The 20935-nt window shown below is 67.8% G+C and carries 19 protein-coding genes and 1 tRNA gene; 11 read left to right on the forward strand and 9 right to left on the reverse strand.

All coding sequences use genetic code 11. The annotated features are described in order from the left end of the window. Positions 1-26 precede the first annotated feature (26 nt). Entirely contained in the window at positions 27-1655 is a 1629-nt protein-coding gene (locus AMYHA_RS05290) for a hypothetical protein (protein WP_034268548.1), read from the reverse strand. A 108-nt stretch (positions 1656-1763) separates the two neighbouring features. On the opposite strand from AMYHA_RS05290, the gene AMYHA_RS05295 reads away from it, so the two are divergent. Further along, positions 1764-1840, forward strand: a tRNA-Thr gene (locus AMYHA_RS05295). 129 nt (positions 1841-1969) lie between these two features. On the opposite strand, the gene AMYHA_RS26835 is transcribed toward AMYHA_RS05295, so the two are convergent. Both AMYHA_RS26835 and AMYHA_RS05305 read right to left on the reverse strand, forming a co-directional pair. After that, positions 1970-2287 (reverse strand): hypothetical protein, encoded by a 318-nt coding sequence (locus tag AMYHA_RS26835; protein WP_034268551.1) that lies wholly within the window; start codon positions 2285-2287, stop codon positions 1970-1972. Positions 2288-2294: 7 nt separating this feature from the next. Next, positions 2295-3050 (reverse strand): maleylpyruvate isomerase N-terminal domain-containing protein, encoded by a 756-nt coding sequence (locus AMYHA_RS05305; protein WP_051399561.1) that lies wholly within the window; start codon positions 3048-3050, stop codon positions 2295-2297. Positions 3051-3149: 99 nt separating this feature from the next. On the opposite strand from AMYHA_RS05305, the gene AMYHA_RS05310 reads away from it, so the two are divergent. Beyond that, complete coding sequence (locus AMYHA_RS05310; RefSeq protein ID WP_051399562.1) at positions 3150-3464, forward strand: hypothetical protein; 315 nt, start codon at positions 3150-3152, stop codon at positions 3462-3464. 3 nt (positions 3465-3467) lie between these two features. Then, positions 3468-5321: an alpha/beta hydrolase gene (locus AMYHA_RS05315; protein WP_051399563.1), complete on the forward strand. Its 1854-nt coding sequence runs from the start codon at positions 3468-3470 to the stop codon at positions 5319-5321. Between the two features lie 145 nt (positions 5322-5466). On the opposite strand, the gene AMYHA_RS26840 is transcribed toward AMYHA_RS05315, so the two are convergent. Beyond that, the gene (locus tag AMYHA_RS26840; protein WP_157361829.1) at positions 5467-5637 is read right to left on the reverse strand and encodes a hypothetical protein; all 171 of its coding nucleotides are present in this window, start codon (positions 5635-5637) and stop codon (positions 5467-5469) included. 264 nt (positions 5638-5901) lie between these two features. On the opposite strand from AMYHA_RS26840, the gene AMYHA_RS28160 reads away from it, so the two are divergent. The 4 genes from AMYHA_RS28160 to AMYHA_RS05335 all read left to right on the forward strand — a co-directional run bounded on the left by AMYHA_RS28160 (position 5902) and on the right by AMYHA_RS05335 (position 8148). Further along, complete coding sequence (locus AMYHA_RS28160; RefSeq protein WP_269189731.1) at positions 5902-6033, forward strand: hypothetical protein; 132 nt, start codon at positions 5902-5904, stop codon at positions 6031-6033. Then, complete coding sequence (locus AMYHA_RS05325) at positions 6030-6560, forward strand: DUF6879 family protein (protein ID WP_034268554.1); 531 nt, start codon at positions 6030-6032, stop codon at positions 6558-6560. The genes AMYHA_RS28160 and AMYHA_RS05325 overlap by 4 nt, the downstream gene beginning before the upstream one ends. Further along, positions 6557-7378 (forward strand): helix-turn-helix domain-containing protein, encoded by an 822-nt coding sequence (locus AMYHA_RS05330; RefSeq protein ID WP_034268556.1) that lies wholly within the window; start codon positions 6557-6559, stop codon positions 7376-7378. The genes AMYHA_RS05325 and AMYHA_RS05330 overlap by 4 nt, the downstream gene beginning before the upstream one ends. A gap of 89 nt (positions 7379-7467) precedes the next feature. Further along, on the forward strand, positions 7468-8148 hold the full coding sequence (locus AMYHA_RS05335; protein WP_269189732.1) for a DUF5753 domain-containing protein: 681 nt from the start codon (positions 7468-7470) through the stop codon (positions 8146-8148). A 5-nt stretch (positions 8149-8153) separates the two neighbouring features. Here AMYHA_RS05335 and AMYHA_RS05340 read toward each other — a convergent pair whose 3' ends face one another. The 3 genes from AMYHA_RS05340 to AMYHA_RS05350 all read right to left on the reverse strand — a co-directional run bounded on the left by AMYHA_RS05340 (position 8154) and on the right by AMYHA_RS05350 (position 12749). Beyond that, complete coding sequence (locus AMYHA_RS05340) at positions 8154-9425, reverse strand: hypothetical protein (RefSeq protein WP_231104636.1); 1272 nt, start codon at positions 9423-9425, stop codon at positions 8154-8156. Then, positions 9422-11266, reverse strand: a complete 1845-nt coding sequence (locus AMYHA_RS05345) for a dynamin family protein (RefSeq protein WP_034268559.1) — start codon at positions 11264-11266, stop codon at positions 9422-9424. Before AMYHA_RS05345 ends, AMYHA_RS05340 begins: the two co-directional genes overlap by 4 nt. Before the next feature lie 94 nt (positions 11267-11360). Next, a complete protein-coding gene (locus tag AMYHA_RS05350) occupies positions 11361-12749 on the reverse strand; it encodes an IniB N-terminal domain-containing protein (protein ID WP_034268561.1) in 1389 nt (462 codons plus the stop codon). A gap of 212 nt (positions 12750-12961) precedes the next feature. Between AMYHA_RS05350 and AMYHA_RS05355 the strand changes: the two genes are divergently transcribed. Then, the gene (locus AMYHA_RS05355) at positions 12962-14230 is read left to right on the forward strand and encodes an Hsp70 family protein (RefSeq protein WP_034268564.1); all 1269 of its coding nucleotides are present in this window, start codon (positions 12962-12964) and stop codon (positions 14228-14230) included. After that, positions 14227-16710 (forward strand): helix-turn-helix transcriptional regulator, encoded by a 2484-nt coding sequence (locus AMYHA_RS05360; protein WP_231104637.1) that lies wholly within the window; start codon positions 14227-14229, stop codon positions 16708-16710. Before AMYHA_RS05355 ends, AMYHA_RS05360 begins: the two co-directional genes overlap by 4 nt. A 72-nt stretch (positions 16711-16782) precedes the next feature. On the opposite strand, the gene AMYHA_RS26845 is transcribed toward AMYHA_RS05360, so the two are convergent. Continuing rightward, complete coding sequence (locus AMYHA_RS26845; RefSeq protein WP_157361833.1) at positions 16783-16932, reverse strand: hypothetical protein; 150 nt, start codon at positions 16930-16932, stop codon at positions 16783-16785. A gap of 23 nt (positions 16933-16955) precedes the next feature. Next, a complete protein-coding gene (gene pknB / locus AMYHA_RS05365; protein WP_051399565.1) occupies positions 16956-18995 on the reverse strand; it encodes a Stk1 family PASTA domain-containing Ser/Thr kinase in 2040 nt (679 codons plus the stop codon). Between the two features lie 384 nt (positions 18996-19379). Here pknB and AMYHA_RS05370 point away from each other — a divergent pair, with 384 nt between their 5' ends. Together AMYHA_RS05370 and AMYHA_RS05375 are read left to right on the forward strand one after the other, a co-directional pair. Beyond that, positions 19380-19727, forward strand: coding sequence for a histone-like nucleoid-structuring protein Lsr2 (locus AMYHA_RS05370; RefSeq protein ID WP_034268566.1), 348 nt, complete (start codon positions 19380-19382; stop codon positions 19725-19727). 214 nt (positions 19728-19941) lie between these two features. After that, entirely contained in the window at positions 19942-20793 is an 852-nt protein-coding gene (locus tag AMYHA_RS05375) for a fumarylacetoacetate hydrolase family protein (RefSeq protein ID WP_034268568.1), read from the forward strand. Positions 20794-20935 lie beyond the last annotated feature (142 nt).

Consider the following 20935-nt stretch of genomic DNA (forward strand, 5'->3'; position numbering starts at 1 on the left):
CGTGCGCGCGCGTCTTTCCAGGGCTGTCACTCCCGCGGTACCGGGGACGGCGCTTCCCGCCTCGATGCACGGAACGGGACCGTCAGCAACGCGACGCCGATGAGCACCGCGATCGAGCCCGCCCACAGCAGCGGCACGCTGGTCGCCGCCGTGCTCGGAGTGTTCACGTCCGACGGGACCGCGTCACCGGCAGGAGCGTCGGCCACGATGGTGCCGCACTCGACGCCGCCCGGCGCGACCAGCGCGCCCGCCGTCTGCTCACCGAGTGAATACTGCGCCAACGTTGACGGCACCTCGTAGGGCAGCCCAGCGACGTCGGACTTCTTGGACGCCAGGGCGTCGGCGAGCGCGCGAGTCGGGAGCAACTGGATGTCCAATAGCCGCGCGGACGCGGCGAACTCGGTGCCGGTGATCGGCGTGTCCGTCTTGTCGCTGGTCTGGTTGAGCCCGCCGACGCTGAGCCGCAGCACGAACAGGTCGGTGACCGCCCGCCGCGCCGGGCCACTCAGCGCGAGTCGTGTGCCCTTCGCCGTCTGCGCCGCTCCCGCCACGATCGGCACCGACGCCAGTTTGGCCTTCGTGCGCTGGTACAACGCGGGTTTCGGGACGCCGATGGGGATGTCCTTCGTGGCGTTGCGGGCGTTCAGGGTGAACAGTTTCGTGCCGCCACGCTTGACGGTGATGATGGGGACGTCGAAGCTGACCTCGGACTTCTTGGGGTCCCCGGTGGCGCTGACCTCGAGCGATGCCGGTCGCCGCACCGTCGCCGTCATGCCGAGCGGGCTGCCCGGGAGCAATTCGATGCTCTCGGTGCGCACGGTCGACGTCGACCGCACGGCCTTGTCGTCCGATCCCGGTGCGTCTACGACGGAGATCTCGGACCTCGTGTCGAATCCGCCCGGAACGCGCACCAGCGAGCCCTTGCCGTTCTTGCGTTGCTCTTCGCCGGAGAGCAGTCCGCCGAGTGTCCCGAGGCCGCCGTCCGGGCGGAAGCGAACGGCGCGGGCATCGTCCGGCAGTGGCAGGTCGGTGACGTCGATGTCCGGCAGGGTGGGGATAGCGTTGCCCGCGGCGAGCCGGTCGGTCTCTGTGGTCGCGCGCGACGCGGTGTCCAGGCACGGACCGTCATCCTTGCTCCAGCGGGCGTGCACCGTGGCGGTGGTGTCACCGATGTTGACGAGCGCATCGGCGGGAGAATCCGGCGCGCTGAGCTGTTCGGTGGCCGGCTCGGTGTTGTCCGGGGCTGCGGTCTGCACCAGGAAGCCACCCGTGGGGGTTTCGACGTCGCCGAACAGCGACCCTTCCGGCGTCGCCTGGGCGATGCTGCGCTCGAAGGGCAGCGCGGCGTTCGTGTTGAGCTGGGTGGTGGCGAGCCCGTAGCCCGCGTCGAACGGGCGGTCGTCCGAGGGGAGCTGCGCCATGTCGGGCAGGATCGACGTCTCGGGGACGGACCCGGGAAGCAGCCGCAGCATCACGGCGGCCGAACCTGCGTGGCCAACGGCGTGACCAGCGTCGACGGGCTCCTGCTGCGTGGCTGCCGGCATTGTCGCGCTCGTTGAGCTGGCTGCGCTTGCCGGGCTTGCCGCGCTGGTCGTGACGGCGAGCAGCCCGCACGCCAGGCCAAGGGCCAGCGCGCGGTTGCCGCGATGCCGCATAGGTGTCCCTCCGGTCGAACGGGTGTGTGCGTCCTGTCTAGTCGATGTTGGTGGGGGCTGCGAGTGACGCGGCGGGCAACCGCTACACTAGACCGGTCCGAGCGACACGCCGCCTTAGCTCAGTCGGCCAGAGCGACGCACTCGTAATGCGTAGGTCAGGGGTTCGATTCCCCTAGGCGGCTCCACACCGACCAGGGCGTTTCCGAGTCTCGGAAACGCCCTGGCTTTGTCTCGTCTCATTCCCTTTCGATGCCCTCGCGTGGCGCCGTATGTGGTGCTGGCATCAGATTCTCGAACTGTGTGACGGCCTTCTGTCATGGGCGTCGGCAGTTGTTGACGGTGAGTTCCACGTTGGTGTCGGCGAGGTTTCTGCGGGTTTGGTGGACCCGGCAGACCAAGACGTCACCGGCTTCGACGTCGGGCGGCACGTCGTCCAGTTTCGCGCTGACATGTCTGATCTGTGACAGCGGTTCTCCCGGCGCTTCGCCCTGGATGCTGAGACGTGCCCACGTGTTGTCCGCGATCTCGTCGACCTTGTAAGTGACGTTTTCGTCGTAGGTCTTGCCCCCGACACAGGCGGTGAGAAGGAGGGCGAGCACGGCGAGGGCGGTGAGGCGGCTGAGCGGTCGCATGGCGTTCCTATTCGACGATGATCGCGCGGAGGAGGGCGGGGTTGCCGTGGCCGTCAAGATCTGTGCGGTTGCGCAGGTGGTAGTGGAGGTCGGCGGCGGTCGAGGTCAGGTGGGCGTCGGCGTGGTCGGTTGCCATGGCTGCGCGGACGGCGGGGATTTCGCCTGGGGTGAGGGTGATCTGCCAGCTTTCCGGGCCGTCGGTGGTGGAGACGAGCACGCTGCCGGTGACGGTGACGCGAATTTCGGTCCCGTACTTGGCGGGTAGCAGGGTGGTGAGGGTTTCGTCGATGCCGTCGATGGCGAGGTCGCGCTCGGTGGGTTGGAGAGTCCGAAGCGCGGCTTGTGCTTCCCAGCGGCGGAGGTTGAGTTCATGGGCCGCGTGCCGGTGCCAGACCCAGGCGAGATCAGGTGCGGCGGGCGATAACGTCCACACCGGGACGTTCGCTGGGGTGGCCGACAGTGCCTGGTCGAGGGTGGTGAGCTGGTGGTCGAGGTACTCGACCGGGTCGCCGTCGGGCATCGGGGGCGGCGGGAGCATGACGATGCTGCGGGTGTTCAGGTAGTGGGTGACCTGCTCGGCGAAGCGGCCGACGTGGAGTGTGAGGTCCTGGAACGTCCAGCCCGGGGTCGTCGGCACCGGGAGGCCCGGTTCGGCCTGGGACAGGGCGGCGCGGAGCAGCCTCGCGTGGTCCCGACCGACCTGCGTCCATCGGTCGGTGTTCCATGTCGACGTTGGGTGAACGGCCCCCGTGATCGCGTTCATGTGCCCTATCTTGCCGTAATCTGACGATCATGCAGTCGGAACCGGGGAGGTTCCGCGTTCGTCGCAGGACTGACGTGGTCAACGACGAAGGGGACAGCGATGGCGGGGTTCCAGGTCGATCCCGATACCGTGCGGGCGGCGGCGCCGGGGTTGCGGGATTGCTGCGATGAGATCGGTTCCGCGGCTGGTCTGGTCAATTCCGTGTCGCTGCCCGCCGCCGCGATGGGCGGGGTCGACGCGGCCGGGGAGTTCGCCGCGGCCGTGCGCACGCTGGTGAGCGAGCACGGTAGCGATCTCGAGCACGGGGCGCTGTGGGTCGACGACGCCGAGGAGGCGGTGGTGAAGGCTGCCGAGAGTTATGAGGAGATGGACCGGCAGGCCGTCGATCGGTTCACGCGCCTGCTGGGGGAATAGGCGATGGCCAATCCAGAGGAGGTCTACGCCCAGCTCGTGTCGGCAAGCCCGGCCCAGATGTCGGCCACCGCCCAGGCGTTCGGCGCAGCAGCGAAGAAGCTGAGTGAGTCGGAGCGGAGTGCGGAGTCGGCGAAGAACCGTGCGCGGGAGTGGACGGGGCAGGGCGCCGACGCCTTCACACGGCGGGCTGACGACACGATCGCCGCCGCGTCGCTGGCCACGGAGAACCTGACCGCCGCGCGGCGGGCGCTGGAGACCGTCGTGAGCGCCTACGAGTCGGCCAGGCAGGCGGCTGATCGGGTGATCGACGTCTGGCGCTCGACCGCGACCGCCGACTCCGACCGCTCTGAGCTGGCGCGGTCGGTGACGGCGGAACTCGAACAGCTCGTGGACGCCTACAACCAGCAGCTCAGGGCGCAGGCTGGCGTGCTCGCCCGGTTGTCCCCGGCGTTCGAGAAGACGGCGTCGAGCCGGTCCTGGCGGGCGAGTCGCCCGCAGGCCACTCCCACCGTGCCGCCACCGGGGTCGGATCCGGCCGAGGTCGCTCGGTGGTGGCGCTCGCTGAGCGACGAGCAGCGGGACCAGTTGTTGCTGACGGACTTCGAACGGCTCGGCCAACTCCATGGCCTGCCCGCGGAGGTCCTGGACACCGCGAATCGCCGGCGCATCGACGTCGATCGGGTGCGGTATGCCGCCGAAGCCGATGACCTGCGGCGACAAGCCCTGGACCGTGCACGCGAGCTCGGCATCGCGCTCGATGAGAACTCCATGCGTGAGGCGAACGATCCCGCGCTGTCCGACCTCCTGGACGCGAAGCTGGAAGCCGAGCGACGGGCGGACAACGCCGACGCCGCGTACGAAAACCTGGAGCGCGCGTCCCGCAACGCTGTGGACAACGACCTGCCGCCCGACGACGTCCACGTGCTCGCGTACTCGCCCGACGGTCCGGGCCGCAAAGAAGGCACGCTCGCGGTCGCGTTCGGCAACCCGGACACCGCCAGCGATGTCGCGGTCACGGTCCCGGGAACCGGCACCACGATCGGCAGTGACTTCACCGCCCAGGCGGCCAACCTGCGTGGTGAGATGGGCGCCGACGGGACCGCGACCATCGCGTGGCTCGGCTACGACGCCCCGGACTGGGACCACTCGGTCGCTTCGGACATCGGCGCCAAGGACGGTGGTGACCGGCTGGCCGCCGACGTCGACGGGTATCGCGCCGCGGCGGAGGCCGCGGGGACACCGCGCCAGCATGTCACCGTGATCGGGCACTCCTACGGCAGCGCCACCGTCGGCTACGCCGGGATGTCCGGTATGGACGCGGATGACATCGCCTTCGTTGGCTCACCCGGCGTCGGCGCCTCGCACGCCGACCAGCTCGGCGGGGCAACGGTGTGGGCGGGTGGTAACGAGCACGACCCGGTCATCCAGGGCACCAACGGCACGTACTTCACCGAGGACGGTTCCAGCGGGCCGTACGATCCGGACTTCGGCGCGCGCCAGTTCGACACCGATGCCGACGCCAACGTCGTCGACGCGCACACCACGTACTACGACCAGGGGTCGGACTCGCTGCGCAACCTGGCTCACATCGCCACCGGCGACGACGGCGCCGTGACCGAACGGAGCTACCTGGAGGAACCCGTCGCGCCGGGCTTGGATGTTCCGATCCCAGGGGCTGACACCGCATACCGGATCGGCTACGAAGGCGCGCAAGTCGTCGGCAACCTCGCTACCGGCGACCTGGAAGGCGCTGCCCACGACGTCGTCGACGGTGCCGCCAACGTCGTGGGCGGTGCCGTCGACACCCTCAAAGACGGCAGCAAGTTCGTCGCCAACGGCCTCGGGAAACTGTTCTGAGCAGCCTCGAGTCGTCACCAGAGCATCACCACCCGGAGTGCTACCCACGTTAGGAAGGTGATTAACGCGAGTAGCACGGTGGCCGCCACAACAGCTCCCTGCCGGTCGCTACGGCGCTGCCGATCCCATGCGTGGCGGTGACGGCTCACGATTCTCGCTCCGGTTCAGACTCGCGCTCGGCCTCGTCGGCCTCGCGCTCGGCCTCGTCCGCTCGTATCTCCTCGTCTGTGATGATGATCGGCTCTGGATAGAACCGTGTGATGATGAGCTGCCTGCCGCTCGGTGGCGAGCAGCCTGCCTCTGATCGATGTGGCATCGCTCTACTCCCGCACGTTCGTGTGTCTTGCCATCACCCCTACAGTCTGAGAACTTGCCGAGCAACTATCAAGAATTTCGAGAAACTAACTCCATCGGATACACTGTTGGGCGAATCTATGGTGCAGTGGGTGCGGGTTGGATAACCCTTGCGAGAAACATTCCCCTACGATCGGAGACCTCATGAAGGTGAAGTTCTTGGGGCACGACGTCGACGACCGGACAGTGCCCCACGCTGTACGAGACCGACCGCGGCACCTACCTTGTGCAAGGCGCGAAGGTCGCCGACGGCGAGGCGCTCGCCGAGCTACGCAAGCACGGCAACGGCATCCCCGATCATGAGACAGTTGTCGAGATCCCCAAGCACCTACTCACGTTTGCGCCGGAGGTGTCGTGACACGACTGGTCACCGGTGAGGAGTTCGGCAAGCTGTTCACCAGCTTCACCAAGTACGCCTTCCGTTACGAAGCGCAGGCGGACTACCGGGAACCGTTCGAGGCCGAACCGTGGCGAAAGTTCCGCGACGGTGAATACGACGATCTGGAGTGGATGCGTCCGTGGCTGGACGGCGTGCGCGCCGCGACTGCAGCTGGACGGAAGTTCCAGCGTGTGCGCGTTCTGCCGGATCCTCTTACTGACTACTTGCGGTGGGAGATGCACATCGCCCACATCAACGCCGAGGCTGGTGAGGAGATCCGAGTCCTTGACGAGCAGGACCGTGTTGCCCACGACCTCCCGGACTACGACTTCTGGTTGTTCGACGACTCCCTTGTGGCGCTGATGCGCTTCGATGACAACCGCGCCTTCCAGGGCGCCGAGTTGACTGATGACCCCGAGGCGCTGGATACGTGCCGAAAGTTCCAGTCGACGGCCTGGCAGTTCAGCCGTCCGTTCCAGGATGATCCGAGGTTCCAGCAGGCGTGACGTTCGAGCAAAGAGCGGAATTCGGCGAGCACCTTCGTAACCTGCGCTTACAGGCCGGGTTTCATGAGGCGAAGGTGTTCGCCGAACACCTGGGCTGGAACCCTCCAAAGGTGTCCAAGATCGAGAACGGACGTCAGGTCGCGAGTGACACTGACCTCGATGAATGGCTCGCTGCCACCGACGTCGACGAAGAGACGGCCGAGCAGTTGCGCGCAGAACTCAGCGCTGTCCGCGACGAACGCATCGCGTGGAAGCAGCAGGTGCGCGCGGGCCATCGGGCGCGGCAGGATGAAGCGCTCGACCTCGAATCCGCAGCGAAATCGATCCGCGCTGTCGAGTTGGCAGTAGTACCTGGACTATTGCAAACGGCCGACTACGCCCGGCATGTCCTGCTCGCATCGGCCTCCCTGCATGGCGGTAATCAAGACATCGCCGATGCCGTGCGCGCAAGGATGCGCCGCCAGCAGGTGCTTTACGAGCCCGGCAAGTCCCTCGAATTCATCATCGCCGAGGCGGCTCTTACGCACCCGATCGCGCCGCCCGAGGTCATGACCGGTCAAATTCACCGCCTCATCGCGACTATCGGAGCGCCCAATCTCCGGCTGGGTGTTCTGCCTGTTGGCACACAGCTGCCGTTCCCGCTTGTGAACGGATACTGGATTGTCGACCGTCTCGTGATGGTCGAAACGCTCACCTTCGAACGGCGCATCACAGACCCGGACGAGGTGCAAACCTACATCGACTACACGGACCGACTCTGGAAAGTCGCGGCCGAGGGCGACGATGCCCGCACGATCCTGACTCGGCTGACTGGATGACCACGCTCAACCAGCGGGCAGACGCTGAACGGCTCAGGGCGATGCTTAGTCCCTGCTGGTCGTTACCTGGCATCTAGTAGGAGAACGTGATGGTAGAAGATCGGTGGGCCGCGTTCGGCGAACGCCTCAGTCACCTCCGCGCGATCCGGCTCGAACAAGCACGCTGGAAGAGCCAACTGCGCCGAGGGCACCAGCCAGTACAGCAAGCATATGGAGTCTCGGAGCAGCGTGCGGGCGTGATTCGTGTCGTGGAAACCGCACTCGTGCCAGGCCTTGTGCAGACTGCTGGCTACGCGCGAGCGGTGTTCGGGAGTCTAGCGGCGATCAAAGGCACCCACGACGACGCGGGTGCCGCCGTCGCGGCGCGGATGCAGCGGCAGAACGTGCTCTACGACGAGGACAAACGCATTGAACTGTTGGTGACCGAGGCCGCGCTGAACTCGCCTATCGCACCGTCAAACGTCATGGCCGCGCAGTATGATCGGCTGTTCGCGTTGGCGCTGGGGACCGTGCATACCGTTCGCTTCGGCATCATTCCGGGCAGCGCGCGGCTGCCGTTTCCCATCATGCATGGCTGGACCATCCTCGATGACGAGGTGCGCGTCGAAACGTTAGACACCGAACTCGTTACACGAGAGCCGGACGATGTCCGGCTCTACAATGACGCGCTCGACGAGCTCTGGACTGTTGCCGCCGAGGGCGATGACGCTCGCGGCGTTCTCGCCCGGATTGCTGGTCACATCAACGTCGATCGCCCAACGAGCGAGTAGCGTGGTCATCGACGTCCTGGACCGACCGGCACGGCTGGACCGCCCGTCGCGATGGTCTCGACGCTGCGGAGGACGATGAGCGCCGCGCGGCGCGCCATGGAATCGAAGTCCGGGGACTGTGCGACGAGGCGCCACCGGCGGAGAGTGTCGCGGAGTGCCTCCTGGACCTGCGCGCCGGACGACTCTCGCAGCCCGAGCCGTTCCGCCGGTCCGAGACCGTGCTCGCCGATCAAGCGTATGGCTTCTTCGCGCAGCCCGTCGGGGAGTAGCGCGGGGTTGCCGAGCAGTGCGGACGCCAGCCGCAGCTCGTGGAACTCGTGCGCGCCAGTCAGGATGCGGTCCAGCTCGGCGAGCAGGGCAGCGCTGCCACGTCGCGGCTCCATCCGCAGCAGGACGTCCAGTGCGAGCAGCGCGCCGCGCGCCTTGAGCACATCGGCCCGCGTCACGAACAACCGCTCGACCGTCTCGCGGAGCTCCGCGAGACCGCCGCGTTGCGCGAGCTGTGCGGCCAGCGTGGGCTGCGTGTCGTTGCCTTGCCGGACCAGTGTGACAGCCAATCGCACCCCGAACAGCCCGAGCCGCTCGAGCAACCGCTCCCGCGTGCCCGCGTCGACGGGCAGTGGCGCCTGGGTGCTTGCGAACCGCTGCACGGACAGCAGCTGCGCCTCCAACAGCTCCGTCGGCACACTGGCGAGCGTCCGCAGCGCGCCGAACTCGGTGGCATCCAGCGTCCGCCCCGCGCTCGCCGCCTGACCTGCTACCGCGACGACGTCTTGGCATAGTGCGCGCAGCTCTGGTTCGCGCCGGGCGCGGCGCGCGATCTGCCGCGCCGAGATCACCGCGTCTGCCCTGCCTCCGCCGAGTTCGTCCGCCCGCGACAGCACGGCCACCGCGTTGACCGGCGCGGTCTGCGCCACCGGATGTTCATTGACCGCACGTAGTAGGTCCAGTTCCGCACCCTGCGGCCTGCGGAGCAGGCAGAGCACGGCGTCAGCGTCCGCGCACCGTGCACGGATCTCGCCTGGTGCGGCATCCGGCTCGACGCCAGAGGTATCCACCGGCACGATCTCCCGCAGCGAGCGGCCGGACGCGCTCAGCGCACCGGCCACTGTGGACTTTCCAGCGCGGGGCGAGCCGATCACGGCCAGCCGGGTCGGCTCGTCGAAGCGCGCCCGCTGCCGACGCAGCATGTCTACAGCGCGCGGATTGTCCTGGTACAGCTCGACCGCCCGGTCAAGCAGGACCAGGGTGAGTTCCGCGGTAGCCGTCGTGTTCACGCCGTCAGCTCGCGCGGGGCCGGCACGATCGACGCCTGCACCTGGTTGTCCAGGCTCCGCGCTCGCTGGCGCAGCGTGCCCAGTTTCTCCAGCGCGGCGGAGATTTCCTTGGTACGCCGGTTCTTCTCCGTTGTCTCGGTGTCAACCGCCTTCTTGAGTTCCTTGGCTGACGCGGTGATCTCGGCGCGGCGCTCCTCGGCGTAACGCGTGAAGCGGTCGCGCAGCATGCGCTGCAACCGGCGGGCGGTGTCCCTGCTTTCCTTGCTGCAGGCGAGATAGAAGTCGTCGACGTGGCGGTGTGCCGCCGTCTTGGCGACCGTCTGCCTGCGCTTGAGGCGGCTTCCTCGTTCCTCGAACACGCTCTTGAGTCCAAACGCGACACCCGCACCGAGCGAGATCGGGTTGATCAGCGGCATTCCGGCGACCGTCGTGGCGAGCCCGAACATCAGCAGCCCGCTGTAGGAGCCACGCATGCCAACGAACAGCTGCTGTCCCACCGAGAACTTCTCCACGTTGGGCTTGCGCAGTCCGTTGGCGTGTTCCAGTGGCGCGTCCCCGATGCCGACATCGGGCACGAGATCGGGGCGATGCGGCGCGATATACCGGGCGAGTTTGTGCGCGATCCAGTCGAACCGCTCAAACAGCCAACCGAAGTTCGTCTCCGCCACATCGGTGAGCTGGTCCTCCAGCCACTCCTCGAAGTCCTGCCAGGTCTGGGAAGGGTCCGCCGCTTCGAAGTACTCGTCCACCTCCCGCAGGATCCGTCGGGTCCTGTCGCGCAGATCGAACTCCAGATCAGAGGTCAGGTCGGCGACCGCGTCCGAGAGCAACGTCTGCCCGCGGGCCGAAACCCGTTGCAGCTGCTCGACCTCGCGCCCTGCCGCGTGCCAGCGCGCGACGGCGTCCCCGCCGCTACCGCGCTGCATCTCCGCGTGCTCGTCGTGCAGCGTCCTGATCAACCGGTCGACGGTCACCTCGCTCAGCGCGGCGACGGCTCGTTGGTTCAGCACGTCGGACCGCTCCAGCCAGTCGTAGCGCAGCCGGCGCACGAGTTCCTCGAAGCCGGATTCCGCGTTGAGCGCACGGTCACCGGAGCGGGCCGCCACCATGCGCAGAGTGGCGGAGACGGGGACGAGGGTCGCTGGCAGTCCTGCCTCAGCGAGTTGAGCTCGAGTGCGTTCCGCGACGTTCTGCCAGTCAGGCACGATGTCGATCTTGGTGAGCGTTACGAGCACGGTCGGGCAGATGCGTGCTACCCGCTCAAGCAGCTCACGTTCGCTCGCGGACAGCTCACTGGTGGCATCCGTGGCGAGCAGCACGGCGTCCGCGCACAGCACCTCCGACAGCACGTTCGAGAGATGGCCCGTATCGGCCGGTGGCGTGTCGACCAGCACGAGGCCGGTCTGCAACAGTTCGCGCGGCAGGCCGATTCTGGCGTGCACCACGTCGCTTCCCGGGGTGGCCGCGTCGTAATTCGCCCGGTTCGTCACCGATTCGATCGGTACCGGCAGTCGTCGCCCTGATCCCGTGCCGCCTTCGATGGCGCCCCGCCTATCAGGGCCGGTGTCGGCGATCATCGCGGCGTTCGGCGTGTCCGCGTACTCCACGATCGCGGGCACGCGTGTGGTCAGGTCATCCCCCACCGCGCACACCGGGGCGTTGACCAGCGCGTTGATCAGTTGGCTCTTGCCCTGACCCGATTCACCGAGCACAAGGATCCGCAGGTTCGGCTCCAACAGCCGTGCTCTTCGTTCCCACAGCGGTTGCGCCAGATCCTGTCGGTTGTGCGTGACGCATGCCTGGATCGTGTCGTCCAGGATGTCGAGCCAGGGCGGTGCCATCGCGGAGAGTGTGCCGTGTCATCGCCCAAACGTGAAGGTGGCTTGGTTCGAAATCACGAACCAAGCCACCTCACAACTACTGAATGTGTCTGATTTAGCCGCCAATGCCAAGATCGCCGGCGCCATCGCCCAGACCCGGGGTCGGCACGTCCTGCGGCACCGCGCTGTCGAGCGGGCTGTTGCTGACGCCCTCCTCGACGGTGTTGAGCGACGGCTGCTGTGCCTCAGGCAGCTCCGTCCCCGGGGCATCCGGCAGCGGGTTCTCCACCGGCAGGTTCGGCAGCTCGGACGGCACGCCAGCGTCCGGCAGGTCGCCGCCGGTCGGCAGGCCGTTCGTCGGCAGGCCACCGGTCGGCAGGCCACCGGTCGGCAGACCACCAGTCGGCAGGTCATCGCTGGACGGCAGCTCGGAGCGCGCGTCCTGCACCTGGGAGGTGCCGAACTCGCCCGGCGACTGCAGCTGCGCCGGAGCCTGCTCGATCCGCCCGGCGAGCTCGTCGGAGCCACTCGAGACATGCCCTGCCGTGTAGTCGGCGCCGCTGCCGATGTAGTCGGACCCGGTCCTGGCGGTACCGGTCAGGAACGCGCCGAGCGCGTCGCCGCCATTGCTGATCTGGCTCGCGAAGGCGTCGCCGCCGGACGACACATAGCCTGCCACCGTGCCAGCGGCGGCCTCGCCGCCCTTGGCCAGCGTGTCACCGTCGAGGGACGAGCCAGGGTCGCCGTGGCTGTTGAACTCGAAGCCGTCAGGGCCACCGGCGCCGTGCGCGTACACGCTGCCGAGCTGGGAGTCGCCGCTGCCGCCACCGTGCACTTTGTCCGTTGAGGCACCGAAGTGCCCGTCGGACTCGAAATCCATTTCGGACCCGGCAGCCTCGAACTCGCCAGCTGCTCCGTCAGCGGACAGCTGAGAGGTTCCGGTGAAGGAGCCGAGCGGGGAGCCCGCCACCATGGCACTCTCCACGCCGTCCAGGTCGCCCCTGGCGCCTGCGGCGCCGCTGCTCTGCGCGCCGGTCATGGTGCCTGCGAGACCGAGGGACTCCTGCGACCCCCATGCGTCGCCGGTCATCGAGCCGAACTCGGACTCCGACGCCATCTCGCCTGCGAAGCCGTCAAGGCCGCCGTTGCCGCTGAGCGCGCTGCTGAACGGGTCGCCATCGTAGCCGCCGTCGGCGCCCATGTTGAGCGAGCTCGGGGCCATGACGTTCTCCTCGGCCGCGGACTGCGCGACGACCTGCAGGTGCTCGACCGCCGCCGCAGGGTCGGACGGCAGCTCGGACAGGCGGGCTTCCAGCGAGGCGAGACCGGCGTTCGGCGCGTAGGCGAGGACCAGCGGGACAACCTCCTGCACGTCCTGCGGGGTGATGTCCTGCAGGCCCGCCTCGGCGAGCGTGCCCGTCGGGTCGGCACCGAAGTCCGACCGAGCGGTGGCGTCGCTCAGCAACGTGGCCACGAAGTCATAGAGGGTTTCTGGGGGCTGCATCAACTGAATTCTCCTCGCGGGTAGGTCTTGTCCGGCAGAGAAGCGTAGGGCGCGCCCGGTTCGGTGCCATCGGGGATGGCGCCCCTGTTGCGGCGGCGGGTACGACTAGGACAACGGTTAGTAGCGTTAGGGGATTAGGGGAACCCGAATGGGGGATGCCGTTTGGTAGGAAGATCACCAACAGCGACAGACCCGGAGGACAGCAACCGGCCATGCCGTACGTACTGGGGATCGACCTCGGCCACACGCGCACCAGTGCCGCGGTGTGCCGGTACAGCGACGGATCATGGACCGCGCCCGAGGTCGTGTCGCTGGACGGCGGTCCGGGTTGGGTCGAATCGGCGGTGCACGTGACCTCGGACGGCGCGGTGCTCGCCGGTCAGGCGCTCGCGCACCAGCAGAGCGCGCCGGAGCGCACCGTACGCGGGTTACCGCACCGGGTCGGCGATCCGGTGCCCGTTGTGGTTGGCACCCAGGCGTACTCGGGCGAAGTGCTCACGGCCGCGCTCGCCGGGTGGGTCTCCGACCAGCTGGCGAACTCCATGGGGCGGCCCGCGCAGCAGATCGTGCTGACCCATCCGCCAGGGTGGGGTTCGCATCGGCGGCGGGTGCTGCACGATGCGCTTGAGGCAGCGAGGCTGCCCGGCGCGTTGGTGCTGCCCGCGCCGGTCGCGGCCGCGGAGTGCCACGCCGCGGCCGAGCGGATCGACGTCGGTACTGTGCTCGCCGTGTGCAGGTTGGGGGGTGAGCGCGTGGAGTCCTCGTTGCTGCGGCGTGGTCAGGCGGGGTTCGAAGTGCTGACGCACGCGGCTGGCCCTGACCCGAACGCCGGCACACTGATCGACGACTTGCTGGTGGAGCATGTGCTCGACGGCCTTGACGTCACGCCGAGCGATCCCCGGCTGCGCGCTCGGTTGCGCGGCGGGTGCATGCGTGCCAAGGAGCTGCTGTCCGAGCAGCAGGAGGCGATGATCCCGGTGCCCACCGCAGGCGATATCGCGATCACCCGCAGGGAGCTGGATCACATCGCTGCGCCGGTGCTGCGGGCCGCCGCTGATCAGCTCGCGCGGCTCGCCGGACGGGTGCCGGATGGCGAGCTGGCGGCCGCCGCGCTCACCGGCGGCACCGCGCGCATGCCCCAAGCCGCGACGCTGGCCGAGGCGACGTTGCGCAGGAACGGGATCGACTGCCCGGTGCGGGTCGGCGCGGACCCGGCGCACGCGGTGTGCGAAGGGGCCGCGTTGATCGCCAGGCGACGGCTGGCCCCTGACGCGGAACCGGCAGCTCCCGTCGCGGCGCACTCGGACATGCCAGAACAGTCGGTAGCGGGCGCGGAGTACGAACTGGACGAGATCGACATCGGGCCGCCGCCACCCCGGCCACCCGTTGAGATCACGCCACTGGAACCGCCGCCGCGCCGGACCGCCGTACTACTGCGCCGTGGCTCCCGTGGCGCGGACCGAGATGGGGATGGCCGGTGACCCGAGCGGTGGCGGCGAGTGAGCCGATCCTGGATGCGCCAACGTCGCGGCTGTGTGCCGCGATCGCCAGCGGTGAGCGCTCCGACGTGCGACTCGCGGTGGTGGCGCCCGGCGAGTACGGCAAGACGGCCCTGCTGGACCACCTTGAGTCGGCGTGCGCCACGGGTGGCGTGCCGACCGTCCGATTTGACCAGATACGCGGTATCAGGGACGTCGACCCCGCGCTGGTACTTGTCGACGACGCGCACACACTCGATGACGCGGCGCTCGACGAGCTGCGGCGGACGGCAGCGGACGAGCGGCTCGGGCTGATCGTCGCGGCACGGCCGCTGCCCCGGCCCGCCGCGCTCAACGCCGTCCTTGCCCAGTTGCGCGGCCAGATCGTGCTGCGCCAGCTCGATCGAGGGCAGGTCGAGGCGCGACTCGGCGCGGACCGGACCGCCGCCGAGTGGGCGACGTTCGTGCACGCCAGAACCGGCGGCGTACCCGGCCTTGTGCACCGTGTCGTGAGCAGGCTCGACCGGCAACGGCTGGCCGGGCCGCCCGAAATACCGGAGCCGGTGCTTGCCGAGCTGCGCCACGAACTCGACCAGCTCGCTCCCGATGTGATCCGGCTGCTGATCGCGACGGACGCCGGGGCGGGCGGTGATCTCGACTTGCTGTGCGGGGCCGTCGGTATGACATCGGACGCCGTCTTCGGATTGCTTGACGGCGTGCGCACGACGGGGCTTGTCGGTGCGGACGGCACACCGCTGCCAGTGGTCGGGCAGGCATTGCGTTCGCTTGTTCCCGCCGAACGGCGGGCCGCGGTGTGTCAGCGGCTCGCCGAGCTCCAGCTTGACAGGGGTACACCGGTGCTTGGGCTAGTGCGGCCGTGGCCGGGCACAGGAATCACCGGCACGGGGATCGCGAGAGCGTTCCGCACGGCGGCGGAGGAAGCCCTGGCAACGGATCCGCTGCTGGCGGTCCGGTTGTTCGACGCCGCGGTGACCGCGGGAGCGCCTGCCACCACGCTTGGGGCACGGCGCGCCGAGGCGATCGCGCTGACCGGCGACCTTGACACCGCGCTTCGGCTCGCGGACGACGTGATCGCCAGCGCGGAGGCCACCGATCGCGCCGATGCCGCACGGGTCGCGGGTACCGCGCTGGTCCACCGGGGCAGGCTGGACCGCGCCGCCGAGCTGTTGCGGTGGTCGGGCACCGTGCAGTCGCGAGCTTTCGCGGCAGTAGGGCTGGTCGCAACGGGGCGACACGTCGACGCCAAGCGACTGCTCGACGAGTCCGAGCGATCGCGGGCGGACGAACCGCCGACGCTGCTTTCCGGTGCGTTGTCATCGATGGCTCGCGGCGTGCTCGACTCGGTGACCGGGTCTCCGACGACCGCACTGTCCACATTGGTCAGCTCGGCCGAGATGCTTGAGCCGGTCGGCAGGGCGGTGTTGCTGCCGGACAGTCCCGCCGCGCTGGCCGCGGTGCTCGCGTTGCAGTGCGGCGAACCGGCCATCGCGGAACCGCTGCTGGAACGCGCGGTGCGCGACGACACGGGCGGGCGGCCGATGTCCGTCCGGCACCAGCTGCTGCTCGCCTGGATCGCGATGGCGCGGGGCGACACGGCCGCGGCGGCCAAGCGGCTCGCGGCGGTGGGTAAGCCCGCGCAGCCGCGCGACTGGCTGTTCGCCGTCGCCCTCGAGGTCGGGCTCGCACGGCGAAAGAGCGACCTCGCCGCACTGCGCAAGGTCTGGGGGCAGGCATGTGCCGCGGTGATTCGCCAGCCGGTCGACTTGTTCACCTTCCTGCCGCTCGGTGAGTTCGCCGTCGCGGCAGCCAGGCTCGGCGATCAGGGCAGGCTGGCGCCGCATCTCGCGCAGGCGCACGAGCTGCTCGGCGCGCTGGGCGATCCGCCGCTGTGGTCCACGTCGTTGCACTGGAACGAGCTGCACGCGGCGCTCACCGGCGAGCGTTTCGATCAGGCGCGCGGGCATGCCGACGCGTTGCGCGCGAACGCAGAGCACGGCGCGCACCACGCGACGATGTCGACCGCGGCCGAGTGCTGGTTGCGGGTGCTGGACCGCGCGGTGGACCCGGACGAGGTGGAAGCGGCCGCGCGTGGCCTGCGGGATGCCGGATGTGGATGGGACGGCGCCTGGTTGGCGCGGCAGGCCGCGATCCGCACCACGGACCGCGCCGCCATGCTGCGCCTGCTCGACTGCGCACGCTCGATGCAGGGCGCCCCGCTGGGTGGCGAGGGCGCGAGCGCTGACGACGGCTCCGGCGTGGCGCAGCTCAGCGACCGCGAGGTGCAGGTTGCCAGGCTTGTGGTGGAGGGCCTGACGTACAAGGAGGTCGGGGCGCGGCTGTTCATCTCGGCGAAGACCGTTGAACACCACATCGCCCGGATCCGCCAGCGGCTCGGCGCGGACAGCAGGACCGAACTGCTCACTCAGCTGCGCGCGCTGCTGAGTGCGCAGCCCGCGGAGTGAGCCCGCGCGTCGGGTGCCCGGGTGGGAGCGGCGGGAGCCTTCGCTGGCGAGCGTCGCAGGTCCTTGATCGGGTCAGAACAGGTGCTGTATCCCCCGGGAGATGAGGAGCACCGCGGCGATGGCCAGCAGGATCCACAGCATCTCGTTCGTGGACAAGCCTTGCGGCTTCGTGTCGTCGCCGCCGTCGTCGTTGGTGTCGCGGTCGTCGTTGTCGGTGCTCACGCCTCAGTGCCTCGCTGCGCTCGCTACGGTAACCGCGGTCTTGGCGGTTCTGACGGTGGTGGCTCACTCCGGGTGCTCGTCGGTCCTGGCGATGTTGATGTGCTCGGGGCGGGCTCGTACTCGCCGATGTAGAAGACGACCCGATCCGCCTGTTTGATCGTCGTCTCCTCTTCGGGACGGGTTGCGACGACGAGGCCGTGGTACTCCCGGTATGTCTCTTCCAGCTCATATTCGGTGACGTGTACGACGCCCGTGTGGCCCGCGTCGGCGAGTTCCTCGCGAGCCTCGGTCTCGGTCATGCCGAACAGATCGGGCATCGTCATCGGATGCTCGGAGCCGTCGGACACCGTGATGACGACCGTCGATCCTTTCACCGCTTTACCGGAATCCGGTTTCTGGCCGACAACGGTGCCTTTCGGTTCCGCCGACGCCGTCCATTCGGTGACGACATCGAAATCAACGCTACTGAGACCGGCATGGGCGGCCTCCTCGCTCTTCCCGGTGTAGTCGACAACGCGCACCATTGTGGGCCGTTCGTACACCGAAAGCTTGACCGTCTCGCCCTGCGCGACGTTGTAGCCTGCTTCCGGGTGCTGCGTGACGACTTGGTTCGACCTGTCTGGATTCCGGTTTTTGACTTTCTTGATGGTGGGGTTGAGGAGAAGCCCTTTCTGCTCGAGCAGCGTGCGGACCTCACCCTTTTTCTTGCCAACGAGGCTGGGCATCAGGAAACGATCCGGCGCCTGACCGACGTCGATCACGATCCCAGTGCTGGTGGCGACTTTGGTGCCCTCACTCGGTGTCGTGCCAAGCACCCTGCCGTAGTCCTCGCTGTCGCACGCCGGTTTCTTCCCGAACGCTTGCCGCCAGCACGGCACGACGTTGCGTTCGATGCTGTCGAAACCGAGTTCGTGCAGTTCGCTCTCCGCGACCATGAACTGCTGGCCGGATATTCGCGGAATCGCGGCGACTGGTTCGGCGGCCCACGGGTTGAATTGCCACAGCAGGAACACCAGCATCGCGGCGGCGCCGAATGCCGCGAGATACGGCATGCCACGCCGCGCGCCCCTCTCGTCCGGCGGCTCCGTCTCAGCGGGCGTGATGTGCCGCGTGCGGCTGGCGGGCACCACGGTGTCCGGTGTGAGGATCTTCGGCGCCTTGGGCTGCTTGTTGGCGAGCACGCGCGTCAGATCGGCGCGCATCTCGATGGCGCTCTGGTAGCGGTTCGCCGCCCCCTTCGTCATCGCCTTGAGCACGACGGCGTCGAGATTCTTGTTGATCGTTGGCCGCACCGTCGATGGCGCTGGCGGGGTTTCCTGCAGGTGCTGGTACGTGACCGCGATCGGGGACTCGCCTGTGAACGGCGGCCTGCCAGTGAGCAGTTCGAACAGCGTGCAGCCAGCCGCGTAGACGTCGCTGCGGATGTCCACGTCCTGGCCGCGCACCTGCTCAGGCGAGAGGTAGTGCGCCGTCCCCGCGACCGCGCTCGGCAGCGTCATCCCGGCCCGCGCGTCGTGGGCAGCGCGCGCGATGCCGAAGTCCATGACCTTCACCGCGCCGGACTCATTGAGCATGATGTTGCCCGGTTTGACGTCGCGGTGGATGACGCCGTTGCGGTGCGAGTAGTCGAGCGCGGCGCAGACGTCGGCCATGATCCGCAGCGCGTGCTGCTGCTCGAACGCGCCGTGTGAGCTAAGGATGTCGCGCAGCGTCGTGCCCTCGACGTACTCCATGACGATGAACGGCGTCGGTCCGGCTGGCCCTTCGGTCTCGCCGGTGTCGTACAGCGAGACGATCGCGGGGTGGTTCAGCGACGCCGAGTGGCACGCCTCCCGGTGAAATCGCTCCTGGAACGATTCGTCCCTGGCCAGATCAGCGCGCAGGATCTTGATCGCGACCTCGCGGCCGAGGCGCACGTCGCGCCCGCGCCAGACGTCGGACATGCCGCCGCGGCCGAGTAGTTCCCCCATTGCGTACCGCTCGGCGAGCAGCGCCGGTCCAGCCGACGTCGCCGACGGCGCCGACCTTTCCGAAACCTCACCTCGCTCGTACGAAGTACTCATTTTGTTAAATGAAACACATAAACCGTAGCATCGTCAAATCTCGCGGCGTTGGGTGAGCACGTTCTGAAATCGTTCTGCTACGCATGGCTGCTAACTGCTCCATCCCACCGCCCGTCCGCCGGATGTGTGGAGTTCAGGATGGCAGCAACAATGCGGTCTCGCATTCGGAGTGAGCGCGCGTGACCGGGTCGGGTGTCGGATTTCTCCGTCAGCTCCGCTGGCTGGAAAGCGTTAGCCGGTATTCGCGAGCGTGACTAATCTCGTTGATACGGTGCCCGCGATGTCTCGGCGGTGGGCGTAACGGTTAACATGAAGTTCGACCGTGTTTCCGTGCTCATCGGCCAAAGAGATTGTCGTTCGTTGAGCCTAGCCGCAGGAGGATCGATGGCGCAGAAAGTGCTTGTCGAGATAGTTGACGACATGGACGGTTCCGAGGCCGACGAGACCGTGCAGTTCGGTCTTGACGGCATCACTTACGAAATCGACTTGTCGGACAAGAACGCTGGTGAACTGCGTGACTCTATCGCGCAGTATGTTGAGCATGCTCGTCGAATCGGTGGCCGTAAGCGAGCCGGCCGTGGCGCCAAGGGATCGGCTTCGCCATCGGTGGACCGCGACCAGAACAAGGCTATTCGGGCATGGGCCCGCAAACAGGGCTACGAGATCTCGGACAGGGGCAGGATTCCCGCCGACGTCGTCGAGGCGTACCACCAGCGGAAAAAGAAGAAGTGACCGCATTCGGGTGAGGTTCGATCGGTCAGTGGATCGAGCCTCACCCGGTGGCCGCCGGAATGTGCGTCGCCAGCGTAACGCGTATTCCGATACGGTTCTGGCACCACGAGCGCGAGCGGACTCCTTGACGGTAGGCGTCCACCCTCCCTATTCTCACAATTAATGAAATATGTGTTTCATTGATTCACGGGCGGGAGTGGGTATGGCCGGGCGAATGATGCTCATGCGAATTGGTGTCGTCGGCGTGGAACGGCCGGTCCTGCTCTCCGACGACGGTGCCTATTACGACCTGCGCGGCGTCACGCTCGATATCGACGGCGCGTTCTTCACGACGGGCGGCCTGCGGCGCGTGCGATCCGCCTATGAAGCCGGGGAACTGCCGCGAATCCAGCTGGACGATGCCAGGATCGCGGCGCCGATCGCCCGGCCTGGCTCGGTGCTGTGTATCGGGCAGAACTATGCCGCACACGCCGCCGAGTCCGGCGATGATCCGCCAAGCGAACCCATCCTGTTCTACAAAGCACCGAACACCGTCGTTGGTCCGTACGACGACGTGCGTATCCCCCGCGGTTCGTCGAAGACCGACTGGGAAGTCGAACTCGGTGTCGTGATCGGGCGACAGGCCCGCTACCTCGACTCGCTGGATCAGGCGCGTGACTGCATCGCCGGGTTCGTCACGTCCAACGACGTCTCCGAACGCACCTTCCAGATCGGCAGGCCAGGCGGGCAGTGGTCGAAGGGCAAGTCGTGCGAGACGTTCAACCCGCTCGGCCCGTGGTTCGTGCCAGCCGAAGACGTCCCCGACCCGCAGGCGCTCACGCTGCGGTCTTGGGTCAACGGTGAGCCGAGGCAGGACTCCAAGACGTCCGACATGATCTTTTCCGTGGCCGAGATCATCCGGCACCTGTCGCAGTTCCTGGTGCTCGAGCCGGGCGACCTGCTCAACACCGGCACGCCGCACGGTGTCGCACTATCCGGGCGGTATGACTACCTGCGCCCTGGCGACATCGTCGAGATCGATGTGGAAGGCCTCGGCAAGCAGCGCACTGCCTGTGTCGCGGCGTGACGTTTCGCTGGCCGCCATGGTGATGCGGGAGCCGTCCATCCTCGCGGGTCGCGGGCCCAGGCTCGCGCTTCCGCGACGGTAGCTGGGTTTCGTTGACACTCCCTATCAGAGTTCATACCATTGAACGAATCCTAAATTCTAG

The sequence above is a fragment of the Haloechinothrix halophila YIM 93223 genome (assembly GCF_000504245.1).
In the GTDB taxonomy this organism is placed as follows: Bacteria; Actinomycetota; Actinomycetes; order Mycobacteriales; family Pseudonocardiaceae; genus Haloechinothrix_A; species Haloechinothrix_A halophila.

Coding starts and splice junctions, on each gene's coding strand:
- AMYHA_RS05290 (WP_034268548.1), bottom strand. CDS start 1,655: ATGCGGCATCGCGGCAACCGCGCGCTGGCCCTTGGCCTGGCGTGCGGG.
- AMYHA_RS05355 (WP_034268564.1), top strand. CDS start 12,962: ATGCCGTACGTACTGGGGATCGACCTCGGCCACACGCGCACCAGTGCC.
- AMYHA_RS26840 (WP_157361829.1), bottom strand. CDS start 5,637: ATGCCACATCGATCAGAGGCAGGCTGCTCGCCACCGAGCGGCAGGCAG.
- AMYHA_RS05335 (WP_269189732.1), top strand. CDS start 7,468: ATGGTAGAAGATCGGTGGGCCGCGTTCGGCGAACGCCTCAGTCACCTC.
- AMYHA_RS05375 (WP_034268568.1), top strand. CDS start 19,942: ATGATGCTCATGCGAATTGGTGTCGTCGGCGTGGAACGGCCGGTCCTG.
- AMYHA_RS05350 (WP_034268561.1), bottom strand. CDS start 12,749: ATGCAGCCCCCAGAAACCCTCTATGACTTCGTGGCCACGTTGCTGAGC.
- pknB (WP_051399565.1), bottom strand. CDS start 18,995: ATGAGTACTTCGTACGAGCGAGGTGAGGTTTCGGAAAGGTCGGCGCCG.
- AMYHA_RS05315 (WP_051399563.1), top strand. CDS start 3,468: ATGGCCAATCCAGAGGAGGTCTACGCCCAGCTCGTGTCGGCAAGCCCG.
- AMYHA_RS05370 (WP_034268566.1), top strand. CDS start 19,380: ATGGCGCAGAAAGTGCTTGTCGAGATAGTTGACGACATGGACGGTTCC.
- AMYHA_RS26835 (WP_034268551.1), bottom strand. CDS start 2,287: ATGCGACCGCTCAGCCGCCTCACCGCCCTCGCCGTGCTCGCCCTCCTT.
- AMYHA_RS05345 (WP_034268559.1), bottom strand. CDS start 11,266: ATGGCACCGCCCTGGCTCGACATCCTGGACGACACGATCCAGGCATGC.
- AMYHA_RS05305 (WP_051399561.1), bottom strand. CDS start 3,050: ATGAACGCGATCACGGGGGCCGTTCACCCAACGTCGACATGGAACACC.
- AMYHA_RS05310 (WP_051399562.1), top strand. CDS start 3,150: ATGGCGGGGTTCCAGGTCGATCCCGATACCGTGCGGGCGGCGGCGCCG.